Here is a 17,005-nt window from a genome sequence, read left to right as displayed (position 1 = left end):
CACGTGCCGCACGTGCCGCCCCCGACCCGCCGCCGGCTCCTCGACCGGCTGCCGTCGGCGGCGGTGCCCCGGCTGGTGGGCTCGACCGTCGTGGGGGCGCTCACCGGACTGGCCGTCGGGACTCTCGTACGGGCCTCCCTGGGCGTGCTCTCCGGGATCGCCGCCGCCGAGACGGTCTTCGTGGTCAGCGGCTGGGCCGTGCTCTGGCCCATGGACGCCGCCGCCACCCACCGCAACGTGCGGCGCGAGGACTTCCGGCCGCTGCTCGCCGAGATCGCGGTGGTCTCGGCGGCGCTCTCCGGCCTGATCGCCATCGTGCTGCTGCTCACGGGCGCCGACCCCGGCACGGGCCACGCCGCCGCCGCGACGGCCCTCGCCGGGGTCTTCATGGCCTGGGCGGCGCTCCACCTGATGTACGCCACGCGCTACGCCGACCTGTACTACGGGGAGCCCGGCGGCGGGATCGACTTCCACTCCGAGGAGCCGCCCCGCTTCAGCGACTTCCTCTACTTCAGCTACAACCTCGGCATGACCTACCAGGTCTCCGACAACGACGTCGCCAGCTCCGCCGTCCGCGCGGTCGTGCTGCGGCACTGCCTGCTGTCGTACGTCTTCGGCGCCGGGATCCTGGCCACCACCGTCAACCTGGTGGCCACGCTCGTCTCGGGCTGAGCGCTCGTCACGGGCCGAGTGAGACCACCGTCGCCGTCGTGGCGCCCTCCGGCGTCCGGTACGTGACCGTGTCGCCCGCGCGGTGCCCGAGCAGCGCCCGGCCCAGCGGGCTGTCGGTGGTCACCAGGTTCAGGTCGGGGGCCTCGGCGAGCTCGCCGACCGTCACGGTCGACTCGGCGCCGTCGGCGAAGCGCACGGTGACCGTGCTGCCGAGTCCCACCACGTCCGTCGGCGGCGCCGCGACGGACGCCGTGCGCAGCCGCGCCTGGATCTCCTCGATGCGCTGGTCCAGCTTCCCGACGTCGTCGGCGCGGTCCAGCTCCTCGGCGGCGTCCGCCGCGTCGCCCACCATGTCGTCGTCGGGCAGGGTGGCCGCCACCTTCGCGCGTCGGTCGCGGAGCTCGGCGAGCTCGCGCTCCAGCTCGCGGAGGTCCGCGGCGCTGAGGGGCCCGGGGCCGTCGGTCATGGCTGCTCCCGCGTCACTGGTGGGGCGGATGGGATACGGCGTTCCCATTACCGCACCACCGGACGCACCCGGCAAACGGGGCCCGCGCGGCGACGGCGCGGACCCCTGCGGGGACCCCTGCACGGACCCCTGCGGGTCGCCCGGCCTGGCGACCCGGTCGGGTGACCCGGCCGGGCGGGTCAGGCGGGCGCCGGTCCGGTGGAGGCGCGGATCACCAGCTCCGGGTCGAACAGCAGCTCGCCCGTGGGGACCTCCCGGTTGCCGACCAGCGCCAGCACGCTCCGGGCCACCTCCAGGGCCAGCCGGTCGGCGGGCTGGCGGACCGTGGTGAGGGCCGGGTCGGTGAACTCGGTGACCGTCGAGCCGTCGTAGCCGACCACCGACACGTCGGCGGGCACCGAAAGGCCCAGCCGGCGGACGCCCCGGACCGCGCCGAGCGCCATGAAGTCGCTGGCCGCGACGATCCCGGTGGCGCCCAGGCCGACCAGCGAGGACGCCGCCGCCTGGCCGCCCTCCACGCTGTACGACTGGCGGACCACCCAGCGCTCCGCGTCCGCGAGGCCGCGCCGGGCCATCGCCGCCACGAAGCCCCGTACCCGCCGGTCGGCCGGGCGGTTGCCGGAGGGGCCCGAGGCCATGCCGATGCGCCGGTGCCCGAGGCGGTGCAGGTGGTCCACGGCCAGCTCGGCGGCGAGGGCGTCGTCGGTGGAGTACACGGGGACGGGCACGCCGTCCGCGAACTCGCCGTTGATCCCCACGTACGGCACCCGGCGCTGGCGCAGCAGCTCGTAGCCGTCGGTGTCGGCGCCCTCCACCGTGTTGGACGCGGAGAGGAAGACGACGGCGGCGATGCCCTTGTCGACGAGGGAGCTGAGGAAGTCCAGCTCCTGCACCCCGCCGGGGAAGACCGGGCAGAGCACGGTCTTCAGGCCGTGCGGGGCGAGCGCCGACTCGATCCGCTCGGCGACGTCCGCGAAGAACGGGTTCGACACGAACTCGGTGACCACCGCGACCAGTTGGCCCTGGGTCTGGCGCTCGTAGCCGAGCTCGGCCATGGCCCGCTCGACGGCCTCGCGGGTCTTCTTCGACACCCCCTGCCGCCGGTTGACGACCCGGCTGACGGTGGCCTCGCTGACCTGAGCCCGGGCTGCGACGTCGGTGATGCCGACCTTCATCGCGGTCCTTCCGTGAGTGCGTCCGTGAGGACGTCCGTCGGTACGTCCGTGAGGACGAGCGAAACCAGGCCGCCGCGCGGCACGGCCAGGAAGTGGGGCCCCTGGGGCGGGAGCGACGGCGGATCCTCCATCATACGGCCGTCCGGCCCGTGGACCAGGGCGGTCACCGGCCCTTCGGCGCCCCGGACCTCGACCGTCAGCCGGTCCCGGCCGGAGCCGTTGACGAGGTGGAAGCGCCGGTGCGCGGCGAAGTCGAGCGGCACCACCAGGTCGCCGTGCACGCTCACCACGCACTCCTCGCCCAGCTCCGCGCTCACCAGCGGGAACAGCTCGTCCGGGCGGCCCGGCTCGACGGTCCCGGCCAGCAGTGTCTCCCGGTGGCGCAGCCAGCGGCCGAGCCAGAACCGCACGGCGTCCAGGTGCGCGGCGGGCAGTTCGTCGAGGCGTACGGAGAGCTGGGGGACCGCGTGCAGCGCGCCGATCAGCTGCCGGGCCACCGCCTCGACCGGGGCGGTGCGCGACCACATCAGCATGTCGGAGTGGACCGCCCCGCCGACCGCGAGGAGCGCGGTGTCCAGGGCCCGCACCCGGTTGGCCGTCGCGTCGGCCGGGCAGTCGAAGGAGCGCAGCATGTTGCCGTACGGGGCCATCCCGGGCCCGGTGTACGGCTGGCGCAGTTCGAGCAGCACCCCGGGGCGCACGGCCTCCAGGGCGTCGCGCAGTTCGGCGAGCAGCCCGGTCATGGCCGCGCCGACGTCGGTGCCGCCGTCGCCCGCGTACACCGCCGCCTGGTCGAGGAAGTCGAGCTTCAGCCCGTCGAGTCCGTACTCCGTCACGAGCGAGACGCACAGGCCGACGACGTGCCGGCGGACCTCGGGGCGGCGCGGGTCGAGCACCCGGGCGCCCGGCACGGTCGCCGGGGCGGGGGCCGCCGCGCCCCACTCGCGGTAGGTGTCCGCCCCGGGGCCCAGCAGCAGCGGGGCGACCCACAGCAGATAGCGCAGCCCGGCGGCGCGCACGCGGGCCACGTGGCCGGCCAGGTCGGGGAACTTCGCGGGGTCGGGCACCCAGTCGCCGCAGCCCGCGTAGCCGCGCCCGTTGCCGTGCGCCTGCCAGCCGTCGTCGAGGATGAGCGCCCCGCAGCCGAGCCCGGCGGCGATCGCGGCCTGGGTCTCGACGGCGTCGGCGGTGACGTCCTGGTTGAAGGCGTACCAGGTGGAGTAGACGGGCACCCGGGCGCCGTCCGGGACGGGCATCGGCGGGCGGTCGGCGGCGAACCAGGCGCGCAGCGGGCGCAGCGCGGCGGCGACCGAGGGGGCGCGGGGGACGAGCAGCAGCCGGTGCGGCCCGTCGGCGGCGGGCAGGTGGAGGTGGACGACGTGGGTGTCGTTCTCCTCCGAGACGCCGAAGCGGAGGGTGGCCTCGGGCACCGGGTCGGCGGCGGCGAAGGTGAGCAGGGTGGCGCCGGAGTGCTCGTACAGGCAGCCCGCGGCGGCGCCGTCGACGAGGCTGACCCGGGCCTGGCCCTCCCAGTCGGCGACCAGGGTGCGGCGCCAGGCGCCCTTGGGGTGCCAGTAGCCCGCGGCGTCGCCGAGCGGCACCGAGAGCCGGATCTCGACGGGCGCGCCGCCGGTGTGGACGTCGAGGACGCGGACGCCGTGGGCGGTGGGCGGGCCGAGGGTCCAGCGGGGTGCGGGGTCGGGGTCTTCGGGCCGCCGGTCCGGGGTGAGCACCGCGATCGACACGGTGTCGAGGAGGGGGGTGGCGGTCGCGGGGGCCAGGTGGGCGGTGGTCACCGCGTCGCCGGGCGCGTGCGCGGGCGGGTGCGTGGGCGTCGGCGGGTGCGTGGGCACGGGCCTCGGCGCGGGCATGTGGGCGGGCTGGCTGGGCTTGCTGGGCTGGCTCATGTGGCTTGTCCGGTTCATTCCTTCACGGCGCCCGCGAGGAGGCCGGAGACGAAGTGCCGCTGGAGGGCGAGGAAGACGACCGCCATGGGGATGGCGGCGAGGGAGGTGCCGGCCAGGATCGCGCCGTAGTCGGTCTCGTCCAGGCCCTGGAGGGAGGCGAGGGCGACGGGGATGGTGAAGGAGCTCGCGTCGCGCAGCACGATCAGGGGCCAGACGAAGTCGTTCCACTGGTAGAGGAAGAGGAACAGCGCGAGGGCGGCGAGGGCGGGCCGCATCGGCGGCAGGGCGACCCGCCAGAACAGGCGCAGTTCGCCGCAGCCGTCCATCCGGCCGGAGTCGAGGAGCTCCTGGGGCAGGGTGCCCATGGACTGGCGCATGAGGAAGATGCCGAAGGGCAGCGCCAGGTTGGGGGCGATGACGGCCTGGTAGGTGTTGAGCCAGTGCAGCTCGGCCATCATCCGGAACAGCGGGACGAGGGTGATCTGCGCGGGGACGACGAGGCCGAGCATCAGCAGCCCGAACAGCGGCTCGCGGCCCCGGAAGCGGTAGGTGGCGAAGCCGTATCCGGCGAGGGTGCAGACGGCGCCCGCGAGCAGGGTGTAGACGAGCGCGATGCCGAGGGAGTTGAGGACGACCCGGCCGAAGTCGGCGGTGCTCTGGAGGGTGGCGAGGTTCTCGCCGAGGTGTCCGCCGGGGAGCAACGGCGGCGGGCTGGCGAAGAGTTCGGCCGAGCTGTGGGTGGCGCCGACGGCCAGCCAGTAGAAGGGGACCGCGACGACGGCGAGCGCGAGGGCGAGCGCGGAGGTGAGCAGGATGCTCCGCCCGGGGTTGCGGGCGCGGCGGGCGGTCACGTCTTCTCCCCGAGGAGGCGGAACTGGATCAGGCCGAGCAGCCCGACGAGGACGGTGAGGGCGTACGCGATGGCGGAGGCGTAGCCGAAGTCGAAGTAGGTGAAGGCGTTGCGGTAGAGGTACACGCCGATGGTGAGGGTCGCGTTGTCCGGGCCGCCGCCGGTGAGCACGTACGGCTCGTCGAAGAGCTGGAGGGTGCCGATGGTGGACAGCACCGTGGTGAGCAGCAGCGCGGGGCGCAGCCCGGGCAGGGTGACGTGCCGGAAGGCGGCGAGGGCCCCGCCGCCGTCCACGGCGACGGCGTCGTAGAGCTCGCGGGGCACGGTCTGGAGCCTGGCCAGCAGGATGACGGCGTTGTAGCCGGTGTAGTGCCAGGTGAGGGCGAGGCCGAGGGAGATCCGGGCCCACAGGGGGTCGGTCAGCCAGGGCACCGGGTCGGCGCCGAGGAGTCCGATGGCCCAGTTGACCAGGCCGTAGTCCTTGTTGAGCAGGACGGAGAAGACGATGCCGTACGCGACGAGGCCGGTGACCATCGGCAGGAAGAAGCCGAGCCGGAACACGGGCCGGCCGCGCAGCAGGGTCGAGTCGAGGGCGACGGCGAGTCCGGTGGCGAGCGCGAGCATCAGCGGGACCTGCACGGCGAGGATCAGCAGGGTGTTGCGCAGCGCGGTCCACAGCAGCGGGTCCTCGACGAGGCGCAGGTAGTTGTCGGCGCCGACGAAGGTCTCGGCGCCGCCGGCCGTGCGGTGCAGGCTGAGCAGGAAGGACGAGCCGATGGGGTAGAGCTTGAAGCCCGCGAAGAGCAGCAGGGCGGGCAGGACGAAGAGGTACGGGGCGGCCCGGCCGCGCCGCGGGGGGCGGGGTCCGGCGGTGCGGGGTCGGGCGGCGCGGCGCGTGGGGGTGCGGGATCCGGCGGTGGGGGGCCCGGCGGTCCGGGTTCCCGCCGTGGCCGGCGCGGGGCCGGCCGCCGGGGTGGACCGCGTCATCGGACGGCCTTCCGGCCCGTCTGCCGGGCGAGGTCACCGGCGGCCTCGGCGAGGGCCTTCGCCGGGTCGGCGCCCTTGAGGAGGACGCGGGTCTGGGCGTCGGTGACCGCCTTGAGGGCGCGGGCGTAGTCCGCGGTGTAGTTGACGGCGGGGCTGGGGGCCTTGAGGGCGGAGAGGAAGATCTCGCCTTTGCGCCGGCCGCTGAAGAACGCCGAGGGCTGGTGGAAGACCGGGTCGTCGTACGCCTTGAGCAGGGCGGGCGCGATGCCCTTGCCCCGGTAGGCGCTCACCTGGGAGGCGGGGCGGGTCAGCGCGTACTCGACGAAGGTCCAGGCGGCGGCCTGGTGCCTGCTGCTGCCCGCGACGGCGAGGTGGGTGGAGTTGACGGTGGCCGCGGTGGGGCCGCCCCGGCGGACGGCCGGGGGCAGCCGCACGCTCCACTTCCCGGCCTCGGCGGGGACCTGCTCCTCGATGATGCCGCCGAACCAGGTGGGCCAGGGCAGGACGGCGGCGGTGCCCTGCTTGAGGGAGCTCATCAGGGCGTTCCAGCCGCCGGCCAGGTCGCTGACCAGACCCGCGTCGTTCATGGTCTTGATCAGGGTCATGGCCCGGACGGCCTCGGGGGACTCCAGGGTGATGCGGCCCTCCAGGTCGAAGTAGAAGGCGCCCTGGAGCTGGAGCAGCATCTGGAAGAAGTTGGCGGCGTCCGGCTGCGAGGCGGGCTTGTCGATGCCGAGCAGGTGGGCGCCGGTGCGGGCCTTGAGGCGCTTGCCCGCCTCGATGGTCTCGTCCCAGGTCTGGAGGGCGTCGACGTCGATCCCGGCCCGCTCGAAGAGGTCGGCCCGGTAGTAGAAGCCGGCCGAGTTGGCCTCCCAGGGGAGGGCGTTCACGCGCTTGCCGTCGGGGCTGACGGTCCCCCAGAGGCCGGGCGCGAAGGCGTCCTTGTGGGCGGGTGCGCCCAGCGGGGCGAGGTCGGCGAGGCCGCCGGGGAAGCGCTCGACGTAGCCGGGGAGGTAGTCGACGCCGATGTGCAGCACGTCGGCCAGGCCCTGGCCGCCGGCGGCGAGACCCGCGGTGATCTTGTCCCAGATCGCGGGGTTGCCGATGTCCTCGACAGTGACCTCGATGCCGGGGAACTCCTTCTGGAACTTCGGTATCAGGGCCTTGAGTTCGGCCGCCGGACCCTGCCAGGACCAGACCGTGATCTTCCCCTTGCGGGGATCGCCCGCCGCGCCCGAGCCGCCCGCGTCGGCGCCGCTGCCGGTACAGGCGGCGAGCGCGAGGGCGAGGGCGCCGCCGCCGCCGAGCTGGAGGAGCCGGCGGCGGGAGAGGGGTCCTGCGGGGTGTCTGTCTGCTGCGAGGTCGGCCGTGGGATCTGCCGTGGGATCTGCTGTGCGGTCTGCCGTGAGGTCTGTCATGGGGCGGGACGGTACAAGCGGATCCGGGAAAGTTGCAAGCCGAGTTGCGTGATATCGATGAAAGCTTTCAGTTTGATCCGTCAGGGAATATTGCCTGATCCATTGCGTCCCTTCCGGCCGGTTGCTAGCGTGCCGCGCGCCGACCCGACCGATCCGGGAGACCACCCTCATGACGCGCACCCGCCTCACGCTGCTCGCCGCAGTCGCGCTGCTCAGCACCCTCGCGCCACTCGCCACCGCGCAGGCCACCCCCGCGCAGGCCGACCCCGCCCGCGCCACCCCCGCCCGGCCCGCCCGGCCGGCCGCCCCGGCGCTGCTCACCGTCGCCGACCCCGGCTTCGAACAGGGCGGCAAGGGATGGGACTTCACCCCCGGCACGGGCGTCGCGGGCAATTACCCGCACGCCGGCGGACGCCTCGCCTACCTCGACGCCGGCAGCGGCATGAAGGTCTCCCAGACCGTCACCGCCACCGGCCACGGCGGCTACCTGGTCTCCGCCTGGATCGCCACCGGCGGCCCCGGCGCCCGTTACGTGCTGCGCGTCAACGGCACCGAGGCCGCCGCGCAGGCCCTGCCCGACGGCGCCGCCTACCGCCGCCACACCCTCGGCACGGTCACCCTCGCCCCCGGCGACCGGCTGGAGATCGCCTTCGAATCGGGCCGCGGCTGGGTCAACGTCGACGACGTGATGGTCTCCCCGGCGGCCCCCGCGAACCCCCGGGTCACCTCCAGCGACCCCGAGATCGTCGCCATGTTCGACTGGGCCAGGAACAAGGCCAACAGCTGGGTCCACCTCCCCGGCACCCAGGGCCCGCTCGACGCCGACGAGCGCCAGACCGGCGGCACCGGCGACGGCGTCTACGGCCCCTCCTACTGGGCCGGCTACGCCAACCGCAGCGGCTACTACTCCCGCGACATGGCCCACCAGCTCGCCGGCGCCGGCATCCTCGGCCTGCACGGCGAGAACAAGTCGATGCTCCGCGCCTTCGCCGCCACCGCCACCCCCGAGCACGCCTACTACCCGGTGTGGGCGCTCAACTTCGACAACCGCAGCCCGCTCTCCATCGACTACCGCGGCCCCGAGCTCTTCGTCCGCGAGGTCCCCGCACCCTTCGAACTCGTCCAGAAGGCCGAGGAGGCGTACCGCTGGACCGGCGACCGCGGCTACCTGGACGACCCCGCCCTGTGGGACTTCTACCGGCACACCACCGAGGAGTTCGTGACCCTCCACGACGGCCGCAAGGACAACGGCCCCGTCCGCGTCGCCGAGGGCACCGGCCGCGGCATCTTCCAGGGTGTCGCCAGCTACAACGAGCAGAGCGACGAACCCCTCGCCGAGGCAGGCGACGCCATCGGCTCCCAGTACCAGGCGTACCGCGCGATGGCCTCCCTCGCCCGCGCCAAGGGCGACCGCGCCACCGCCGCCCGCTTCGACGACCGCGCCCGCGCGCTCCGGAGCTACTTCAACACCACCTGGAGCGGCGGCGGTTCGGGCGCCGACATGGTCCGCGGCTACACCACCGACGGGCGCGCGCTGACCGGCTGGGGCAAGGAGAACAGCTGGTTCATGCCCATGAAGGGGATCATCGACCCCGGGGCCCGGCGCGAGGCGTACCTCGACTACATCGACGCCCAGGCCGAGGGCGAGGGCCGCCCCGACAACATCGAGGCCCTCACGTACCTCCCCGACACCTTCCTCACCGACAACCGGGCCGACACCGCCTGGAAGTGGATGCGCCGCATCTACGCCGCGAAGGACGCCCAGCACGTCAACACCCGCCAGGGCACCAACGGCGACTACCCGGAGGTCTCCTTCACCCTCGTCGCCCAGACCGTCCAGGGCCTCATGGGCGTCACCCCCGACGCCCCCACCCGCACCCTCACCACCCAGCCCCGGCTGCCCTCCGGCATGGACTGGCTGGCCGTCTCAGACCTGCGCGTCGGCGACTCCGCGTTCGCCCTCCGGCACGACGGCGACCGCCGCTCCACCCTCACCCACACCACCGGCACCCGCCCCTACACCTGGGTCGCCCGCTTCCCCGGCGCCCGCGCCACCGTCCTCGTCGACGGGGTGAGGCGCCCCGCCCGCACCGAGGTCGTCGACGGCGTCACGTACACGACCGTCCGCACCCGCGTCGCGCCCGGCCGCACTGTCACGGTCGAGACCCGATGAGGGGCCAGTACGCGGCGGGTGGGCCGCATTCGACGAGCGGCCTGCGGCCGGCGGGCGGGCCGGGCCCGGCCGGCGCCGCGGACCCGGTGGGCGGCCCGCACTCGATGGGCGGCCCGCAGCCGGCGGGCGGCCTGGGCCCGGCGGGCGCCGTCCCGGACCGGGCGGGCGCCCCGCACCCGACAGGCGCCCCGCACCCGGCGGGCGGCCCGGCGGCGCCCCCCGCCCCCGCCCCCGGCGCCTTCCCCGGCGGGCCGGAGCTTTTCCGGCTCGACCCGGCGGTCGCCCACCTCAACCACGGCTCCTACGGCGCCGTCCCCGTCCCCGTCGCCCGCCTGCGCAGCGCCCTCGACGAGGAGTCCGCCGCCGACCCCGACCGCTTCTTCCGCGACGTCCCCGACCGGCTCGCCGAGGCGCGCGGCCGGATCGCCGCCCACCTCGGCACACCCGCCGAAGGGCTCGCCTTCGTCGCCAACGCCACCGAGGCGGCCAACCTCGCTCTCGACGCCCTGCGCCTGGAGACCGGCGACGAGATCCTGGTCACCGACCACGGCTACGGCACCGTCGTCACCGCCGCCGCCCGGCGCGCCCCGCTCACCACCGTCGCCCTCGACCCGGACCTCCCGGACGAGGACGCGGTGTGCGCCGCCGTGCTCGCCGGGATCACCCCTCGGACCCGGGTCGCGCTCCTCGACCAGATCAGCTCGCCCACCGCCCGCCCCCTCGCCACGCCCCGGCTGCTCGCCGAGCTGCGCGCCCGGGGGATCACCACCGTCGTCGACGGCGCCCACGCGCCGGGAATGCTCGCCGACCCGCTCGCCGGGACGCCCGACCTCTGGTTCGGCAACCTGCACAAATGGGCGTACGCGGCCCCCGGCACCGCCGTCCTCGCGGTCGCGCCCGGGTTTCGCCCCCGGATCCCCGCCCCGGTCCCGTCCTGGGAAGCGGAACGCGGCTTCCCGCGCGCCGTCGAGTTCCGGGCCACCGCCGACTACACGGGCTGGCTCTCGGCACCGGAGGGCCTGGACCTGATCGAACGACTCGGCGCGGCCCACGTGCGCGCCCACAACGCCGCCCTCGTCGCGCACGGCGCGGAACTCCTCGCCCGGCTCCCGGGCCTGCGCCCCCTCCCGTACGACGAGCGCCTCGCGATGCGCTCCCTGCGACTGCCGCCGACCGTGGCGAGGACCCAGGCGGAGGCGGCGGCGCTGCGCGAGGAGATCGCCGCCCGACTCGGCTGCCGCATCCTCGTCTGGCCCCGGCCCGACGGAGGCGGCGTCCGGATCAGCGGCCAGATCTACAACCGCCCCGAGGAGTACGAACACCTGACGACGGGCCTCGGGAAGCTGCTGGACCGGGGCTAGAGGAGCCCGCGCGGGGCTGGTCGGGACGGGTCGGGACTGCGCGGGACCGGCCTTCACTGGTGGGGACCGGCCGGGTCCGCGTGCGACCGGTGGGGACCAGCCCCGACCGGTGGGGACCGGTCGGGGCTGGTCACGGCCGCCCCCGCTCCCCGAGAATCGGCGCATGATGATCGAACTCGCCGCCGCCACCGGCGTGCTGGCCCTGCTGACCATGGTCCCCGGCCCGGACATGGCGATCGTGACCCGCAGGGCCGTGGCCGCCGGGCGGCGCGACGGGCTGCTGACCGTCGGCGGGATCGCCAGCGGGCTGCTGGTCTGGGGCGTGCTCGCGGTGGCAGGGCTCGCCGCCGTGCTGGCCGCGTCGGCCGTCGCGTACACCGTGGTCAAGCTGGCGGGCGCCGGCTACCTGGTGTTCCTCGGGGCGCAGACCCTGTGGCGCAGCCGACGCGGCGGCACGGCGGCGCCCACGGAGCCCCCGCCGCCCGCCGGCCACCCCTGGCGGACCGGCCTGGTCGGCAACGTCCTCAACCCGAAGATCGCGGTCTTCTACACGGGCCTGCTGCCGACCCTGGCCCCGCCCGGCCTTCCCCCGCACACCGGGATGGCCCTCCTGGTCCTGGTCCACGTACTGCTGACGGTCCTGTGGCTCTCCGGCTACGTCCTGCTCCTCGCCGGAGCCCGCTCCTTCTTCGCCCGCCCCGCCGTCCGCGGGGCGATGGAGCGGGCCACCGGCATCGTCCTGATCGCCTTCGGTGTGAAGGTGGCTACGGCGGCTTCCTAGCGGCGGGGGCTCACGAGCCCCAGGTCTCGAACTCGTAGATCCTGGCCGCCGGGTCGGTCGTCTGGGTCGGGGTCGTGACCACCAGGCGGACGTAGCGCGCGGTTGCCGTGACCGGGTGGGTCGTGGTCGCCGACGTGTTGCCGGTGACCGTGGTGGCCGTGGTCCAGGGGGCGGTGGGGGTGTCGCGGACCTCGATGCGGAAGTCGCGGGTGTTCCAGTTCGCGCTCTCGCCGCCCGCCGCCGCGTGCTTCACCACGAAGCGGGTCAGTGTGCGGGAGGAACCGAGGTCCACCTCAAGCCACTTGGCGGACGTGGTCGTGCACCACTTGTCGGTGGTGCCGCCGGAGACGCTGCCGTTGACCGCCTTCGCCGGGGTCTCCGAGGTGGTGCACTGGCCAGAGGCGGTCGCCGGGCGGTTCAGGGCCAGATTGGCCTCCGCGGTCCCGCCGGACCAGGTGACCGTGGTGCTCGCGGCGGGGGAGCGGCCGAACTCGGCGGAGACCGCCTCGACGTCCAGGGTCGTCGACGTCTCGGTGCCCGCCCGGTCCAGCCTCGGCACGAAGTACGTGTCGTTGGGCGTCGCGCCGAGGAAGGTGCGGCCCCCGCCGGCGTCGCGGCGGTACACCTCGTAGTGGTGCACGTCGCCGGCGGCCGAGGCGGTCCAGCCGAGCCGCAGTGACATGCTCGCGCCCGCCTCCGTCGTGCCGAGCACCGTGGGCGCCGTCGGGGCGGCAGGGGCGTCGGCGGCGCCGTCGTACAGGGCGAGCTGCCCCACCTTGATGTCGTACGAGGCGGCCGTCCCGGTGGTCTGGAGGCCGAGCTGCGCGACCGTCCGGCCCGCGTACGGGGAGAGGTCGAGCACCTTGCGCTCCCACCCGGTGCCCGTCGTGGAGCCGAGGTCCAGGGTGGTGAAGGCGGTCGGGGCGTCCGTGAAGGAGACCGCCGCCTTCAGTCGCGTGGGGCCGGCCGCCGGGGTCTTCACCACGACCGACAGCTTGCTGTCGGCGGCCACCGGCAGCCGCGTCTGGTAGAGGCGCACGGTGTTCACGGCGTCCAGGGCACCCGTCAGCCGCAGCGCCGAGCCGCCCTCGTAGGCGTCGGTGAAGTCGACGGACGGCTTCAGCTTCGTGCCCGTGGAGCTCACCAGCCAGCGGTAGGTCGGCGGCACGTCCTGGAGCGAGAGGTTGTTCCAGGGCGCGGCCGACACCCGGGTCCCGCCGGACGCGTAGAAGTCGCCCTGGCCGGCGTTGAAGTGGGTGACGAAGGGCTTGGACGTCACCGGTGAGGACTCTGCTACGTACTGCGCCAGGCCCTTCCACGACGAGGTGGTCGTGGTGTTCGACGGGTCGCCGTTGGCCCCGTCCCAGTAGCGCGCCTCGCGGGCCACGGCGTCGGCGCGCCCGGACGCGGACTTCCAGGTCCACTCGGGGCGGTACAGCCCCAGCGACGTGGTGTGCGGCTGCCCGGCGGGGAACAGCGTGTTCCAGTCGACGCCCGTGTCATATCCGTTGGACTCGGTGTCCACGCCGCTGAACAGCTCGTACTCGCTCCGCCCCAGGTTCCTGGCCAGCGAACGGGAGGAACTCAGGCCGCCGGAGCTCCAGTTGAAGTTGAGGAACATCGAGTCGCTGGTGCGCTGCGCGCCCTCCTGGAGGAAGGCGTCGTTCGCGGAGGTCAGCGCGTTCTGCCAGCTGACCGAGCCGGACTCGGTCATCGCGTCGTACCACATGAACTCGACCGGGCCGAGCGTACGGGCGTACCGCATCGTGTTGCGCACCTCGGTCGCGAGGGCCGTGTCGCCGCCCGCCGTCTCCTGGTTCACGAACCAGCCGTCGAAGCCGTAGTACCGCGCGACCTGGGCCAGCTTGTCGGCGACCGGGTAGCGGCTGCCGGACTTGCGCGTGAAGTCCTTCACCCACTGGAGCTGTCCGCCGTAGGCGCCGGGCGGGAAGAAGACCGTGCCGTAGACCTTGACGCCGTTGCGGTGGGCCGCGTCGATGACCGTCGGGTTGGGCGCCAGGATCAGGCCCTCGCCCGCCGAACCGCCCCAGAACACCAGCTTGTCGACGTACTGCCAGTGCCCGAACGCGTAGTAGTTCGCGTCCGCCGAGCCCTGGGAGGGGTTGTTCGAGGTGGGCGCGAAGGAGACGAGGGACGCGATCTTCCCCTCGCCCGCGCGGGCGTTGGCGTTCGCCTTCAGCGCCGGGTCGGAGACGCGCGGCCGGAGCGGGACCCGGGAGCGGTTGAAGGGCGCGTCCGGGTCGGTGGCCGGGTCCCAGTCCACGATCGTGCTCGGGTACCAGTACGAGGCGTAGGGCTGGTTGCCCGCGGCGGCTGCGACAACGTTGTCGGCGGCTCGCGGGGGCGGCGGCTGGGGCGTGGCGCCCGGCGCGGCGGCGCCCGGCGTGGCGGAGAGGCCGAGCGCGGCCAGCGACAGGGCCGCGCCCAGGAGGAGGTGCAGGGGTCGTCTCATCGGTGCTCCGGTCCAGCGTGAGGGGTAGGGGCTGGTGGTGCCGGTGGCGCGATGGTGCGGGGTTCGTCCGGTGCGGAGGCTAAACGGCTTTAGCGAGAGGGGTCAAGAGGGCGTTCCCGGTCACCCGGCGGGCGGCGCCGTGCTCTCGCGGACCGTGAGCCGGGGCGTCGGATTCCTGACGTCCCCGGTCGAGGACGGGTCGTCGATCTGGGCGAGCAGCGCCCGCGCGACCTGCTCGCCGAGCGCGAAGGTGTCCCGGGAGAGCGCGGTCAGCGACGGGTGCACGATCCGGGTGAGGGCCGAGTCGTCGAAGGAGACGACGGACAGCCCGCCGGGCACGGCGACGCCCATCTCGGTGGCGACGCCGAGGCCCGCGACCGCCATCACGTCGCTGTCGTAGACGATGGCGGTCGGCCGCCGCCCGCCCGGCCGGGCGAGCAGCGCGCGGGTGGCCGCCGCGCCCTCCGCGTCGCTGAAGTCGGTCGGCACGGACACCGCGTCGGCCAGGCCGAGCCGGCGCGCCGCGTCCCGCACGGCCCGGATCCGGCGCCGGGTGTGCTGGAAGGAGGGCAGCCCCGCGAGGTGGGCGATCCGCCGGTGGCCGAGGGCCGCCAGGTACTCGACGATCGAGGTCATCGCCTCCCGGTCGTCCGCCCAGACGGCGGACAGCCGCCCGTGGCTGCCGGGCCCGCCCAGCACCACGGTGGGGACGGCCAGCTCCTCCAGGACCGGGATCCGGGGGTCGCGGACCTGGAGGTCCACCAGCACGAAGCCGTCCACCCGGTGCTCGGAGGTCCAGCGGCGGTAGACCTCGATCTCGGCGGCCGTGTCCTCGACGACGAGGAGCTGGAGGGCGGTGCCCCGGCCGGAGAGCCCGGCCTGGAGCCCGGAGAGCAGCTCGCCGAAGAAGGGTTCGAGGCCGATCGTGCGCGCGGGGCGGGCGAGCACCAGGCCGACGGCTCCCGCGCGGGCGCCGCCGAGGGCGCGGGCGGCGCTGTGCGGGCGCCAGTTCATCCGCTCGGCGACCCGCAGGATCCGCTCCCGGGTCGTCTCGCTCACCCCCGGGCGCCCGTTGAGCGCGAAGGAGACCGCGCCCTTGGAGACGCCCGCCTCCCTGGCGATGTCGGCGATGGTCGGTCTGGCCACCTCGCGCCCCCTCTGATGCCCCGTCGCCAGGTGCCGTCACGATGCCCCGTCGCCACGCCCCGGCCCGCTCGCGCGGACGGCCGGATCCCGCGGGCTCCCTTGACACCGGAGTCTAGCCGCGACCATAGTCCCGCATCACTAGAGCGGTTTAGTAACGCCGGTTCGGTAGCACCGGTTCGGTAGCACCGGTTCGGCAACACCGGTTCGGCAAGGTCGGTCGATTAAGGCCGGTTCACGTACCTGCACCTCCGGAACTCCCTGCACCACCGATCAGCAACCGATCAGCAAGGAGACACCTCGTGAGAGTCATACGAAGGAGCCGCTGGGCGCGGTGGACGGCGGTCGCGGTGGCGGCGGTGACGCTCGCCGGCTGCGGACTCGGCGGCGCGGAGGACTCCGCCGCCCCCGCCCCGGCCGCCTCCGGCGGCGAGGTGAAGGGCACGGTCTCGCTCCAGACCTGGGCCCTGAAGCCGAAGTTCACCGCGTACATGGAAGGCGTCATCGCCGGCTTCGAGAAGAAGTACCCCGGCGTACGGGTCGACTGGCTCGACCAGCCCGGCGAGGGCTACGCCGAGAAGGTCCTCAGCCAGTCCGCCGGCGGCACCCTCCCCGACGTCGTCAACCTGCCCCCCGACTTCGCGCTCCCGCTCGTCAAGCAGAAGCTGCTGCTGGACGTCACCGGCGCCGACGCCTCCGCCGCCGCCGACTACGTCAAGGGCGGCCTCGACGCGTACCGGTTCCCCGGCCACCAGGGCACCTTCGGCTACCCCTGGTATCTCAACACCGACGTCAACTACTGGAACGCCGAACTCCTCACGAAGTACGGCCTCGACCCGAAGAAGCCGCCCGCCTCCCTCGACCAGCTCGTGGCGGCGGCCCGTACCGTCAAGGCGAAGTCCGGCGGCCAGGTCTACCTGATGAGCCGCAAGCCCAACCTGATCGACCTCGCGAACGCCGGGGTCCCGCTGATGTCGGCGGACGGGCGCACCTTCACCTTCAACACCCCCGAGGCCGCCGCCGTCCTCGACACCTACCGCGCCGCCTACAAGGAGGGGCTGCTGCCCAAGGACGTCCTGACGGAGACCTACGCGGGCAACACCAAGCTGTTCTCCTCCGGCACCGCCGCCTGGACCACGGCCGGCGCGAACTACATCACCAGCCTCGCCGTCGACAACCCGACGCTCGCCCCCAAGGTGGTCTCCTCCCCGGCCATGGGCACCCCGCCGCTCTACGTCCAGGGCCTGTCCATCCCCCGCACCAGCAAGAACCAGCCCGCCGCCGTCGCCCTGGCCCGCTGGGTGACCAGCGCCGCCAACCAGGCCGCCTTCGCCCGCGAGACCAGCATCTTCCCCTCCACCACCGCCTCCGCCGCCGACCCCTTCTTCAGCCGGAGCGACGGCACCAACGCCTCGGACGCCAAGGTGACCGCCTTCCGCTCGCTCGCCTCCGCCCGCGTCCTCGAACCCGTCCAGGCCAACGACGCCGTGAAGACCGTCGTCAACCAGCAGATCGCCCTCGCCGTCAGCGGTCAGGCGGGCTCCAAGGAGGCCCTGGACACGGCGGTCGCCCGCGCCAACCGCCTCATCAAGGACTGAG

The 17,005-nt window shown here is 74.1% G+C and carries 13 protein-coding genes; 5 read left to right on the top strand and 8 right to left on the bottom strand.

The genetic code is table 11. The annotated features are described in order from the left end of the window. Positions 1–3: 3 nt before the first annotated feature. A complete protein-coding gene (locus AB0C99_RS20280) occupies positions 4–672 on the top strand; it encodes a DUF1345 domain-containing protein (RefSeq protein ID WP_362476719.1) in 669 nt (222 codons plus the stop codon). A 7-nt stretch (positions 673–679) separates the two neighbouring features. On the opposite strand, the gene AB0C99_RS20275 is transcribed toward AB0C99_RS20280, so the two are convergent. From AB0C99_RS20275 to AB0C99_RS20250, 6 genes are all read right to left on the bottom strand, one after another. After that, positions 680–1,138 carry a GreA/GreB family elongation factor gene (locus AB0C99_RS20275; protein ID WP_362476717.1) on the bottom strand — a complete coding sequence of 153 codons (459 nt, stop codon included), beginning with the start codon at positions 1,136–1,138 and terminating at the stop codon, positions 680–682. A 179-nt stretch (positions 1,139–1,317) separates the two neighbouring features. Then, positions 1,318–2,313 (bottom strand): LacI family DNA-binding transcriptional regulator, encoded by a 996-nt coding sequence (locus AB0C99_RS20270; RefSeq protein ID WP_362476715.1) that lies wholly within the window; start codon positions 2,311–2,313, stop codon positions 1,318–1,320. Continuing rightward, the gene (locus AB0C99_RS20265) at positions 2,310–4,220 is read right to left on the bottom strand and encodes a glycoside hydrolase family 36 protein (RefSeq protein WP_362476713.1); all 1,911 of its coding nucleotides are present in this window, start codon (positions 4,218–4,220) and stop codon (positions 2,310–2,312) included. The genes AB0C99_RS20270 and AB0C99_RS20265 overlap by 4 nt, the downstream gene beginning before the upstream one ends. A 14-nt stretch (positions 4,221–4,234) precedes the next feature. Then, complete coding sequence (locus AB0C99_RS20260) at positions 4,235–5,071, bottom strand: carbohydrate ABC transporter permease (protein WP_362476712.1); 837 nt, start codon at positions 5,069–5,071, stop codon at positions 4,235–4,237. Then, a complete protein-coding gene (locus tag AB0C99_RS20255) occupies positions 5,068–6,057 on the bottom strand; it encodes a sugar ABC transporter permease (RefSeq protein ID WP_362476710.1) in 990 nt (329 codons plus the stop codon). The genes AB0C99_RS20260 and AB0C99_RS20255 overlap by 4 nt, the downstream gene beginning before the upstream one ends. After that, the gene (locus tag AB0C99_RS20250) at positions 6,054–7,475 is read right to left on the bottom strand and encodes a sugar ABC transporter substrate-binding protein (RefSeq protein ID WP_362476708.1); all 1,422 of its coding nucleotides are present in this window, start codon (positions 7,473–7,475) and stop codon (positions 6,054–6,056) included. The genes AB0C99_RS20255 and AB0C99_RS20250 overlap by 4 nt, the downstream gene beginning before the upstream one ends. A 169-nt stretch (positions 7,476–7,644) precedes the next feature. Between AB0C99_RS20250 and AB0C99_RS20245 the strand changes: the two genes are divergently transcribed. The 3 genes from AB0C99_RS20245 (at position 7,645) to AB0C99_RS20235 (ending at position 11,790) form a co-directional block, all read left to right on the top strand. Continuing rightward, a complete protein-coding gene (locus AB0C99_RS20245; protein WP_362476706.1) occupies positions 7,645–9,648 on the top strand; it encodes a hypothetical protein in 2,004 nt (667 codons plus the stop codon). Continuing rightward, positions 9,645–11,009: an aminotransferase class V-fold PLP-dependent enzyme gene (locus AB0C99_RS20240; RefSeq protein ID WP_362476704.1), complete on the top strand. Its 1,365-nt coding sequence runs from the start codon at positions 9,645–9,647 to the stop codon at positions 11,007–11,009. The genes AB0C99_RS20245 and AB0C99_RS20240 overlap by 4 nt, the downstream gene beginning before the upstream one ends. 163 nt (positions 11,010–11,172) lie before the next feature. Further along, the gene (locus AB0C99_RS20235; RefSeq protein WP_362476702.1) at positions 11,173–11,790 is read left to right on the top strand and encodes a LysE family translocator; all 618 of its coding nucleotides are present in this window, start codon (positions 11,173–11,175) and stop codon (positions 11,788–11,790) included. 10 nt (positions 11,791–11,800) lie between these two features. Here the strand turns inward: AB0C99_RS20235 and AB0C99_RS20230 are convergent, their stop codons facing one another. Both AB0C99_RS20230 and AB0C99_RS20225 read right to left on the bottom strand, forming a co-directional pair. Continuing rightward, positions 11,801–14,263, bottom strand: coding sequence for a discoidin domain-containing protein (locus tag AB0C99_RS20230; protein ID WP_362476700.1), 2,463 nt, complete (start codon positions 14,261–14,263; stop codon positions 11,801–11,803). A gap of 120 nt (positions 14,264–14,383) precedes the next feature. Beyond that, positions 14,384–15,409, bottom strand: a complete 1,026-nt coding sequence (locus AB0C99_RS20225; RefSeq protein ID WP_362476698.1) for a LacI family DNA-binding transcriptional regulator — start codon at positions 15,407–15,409, stop codon at positions 14,384–14,386. Between the two features lie 299 nt (positions 15,410–15,708). On the opposite strand from AB0C99_RS20225, the gene AB0C99_RS20220 reads away from it, so the two are divergent. Then, positions 15,709–17,004, top strand: coding sequence for a sugar ABC transporter substrate-binding protein (locus tag AB0C99_RS20220; RefSeq protein ID WP_362476696.1), 1,296 nt, complete (start codon positions 15,709–15,711; stop codon positions 17,002–17,004). Position 17,005: the final 1 nt, after the last annotated feature.

Origin of the sequence: Streptomyces sp. NPDC048659 (assembly GCF_040650575.1) — a bacterium.
Lineage (GTDB): Bacteria > Actinomycetota > Actinomycetes > Streptomycetales > Streptomycetaceae > Streptomyces.
The sequence above is the reverse complement of the archived record's forward strand: the minus strand, read 5'-3'. Positions and strand labels throughout refer to the sequence as shown.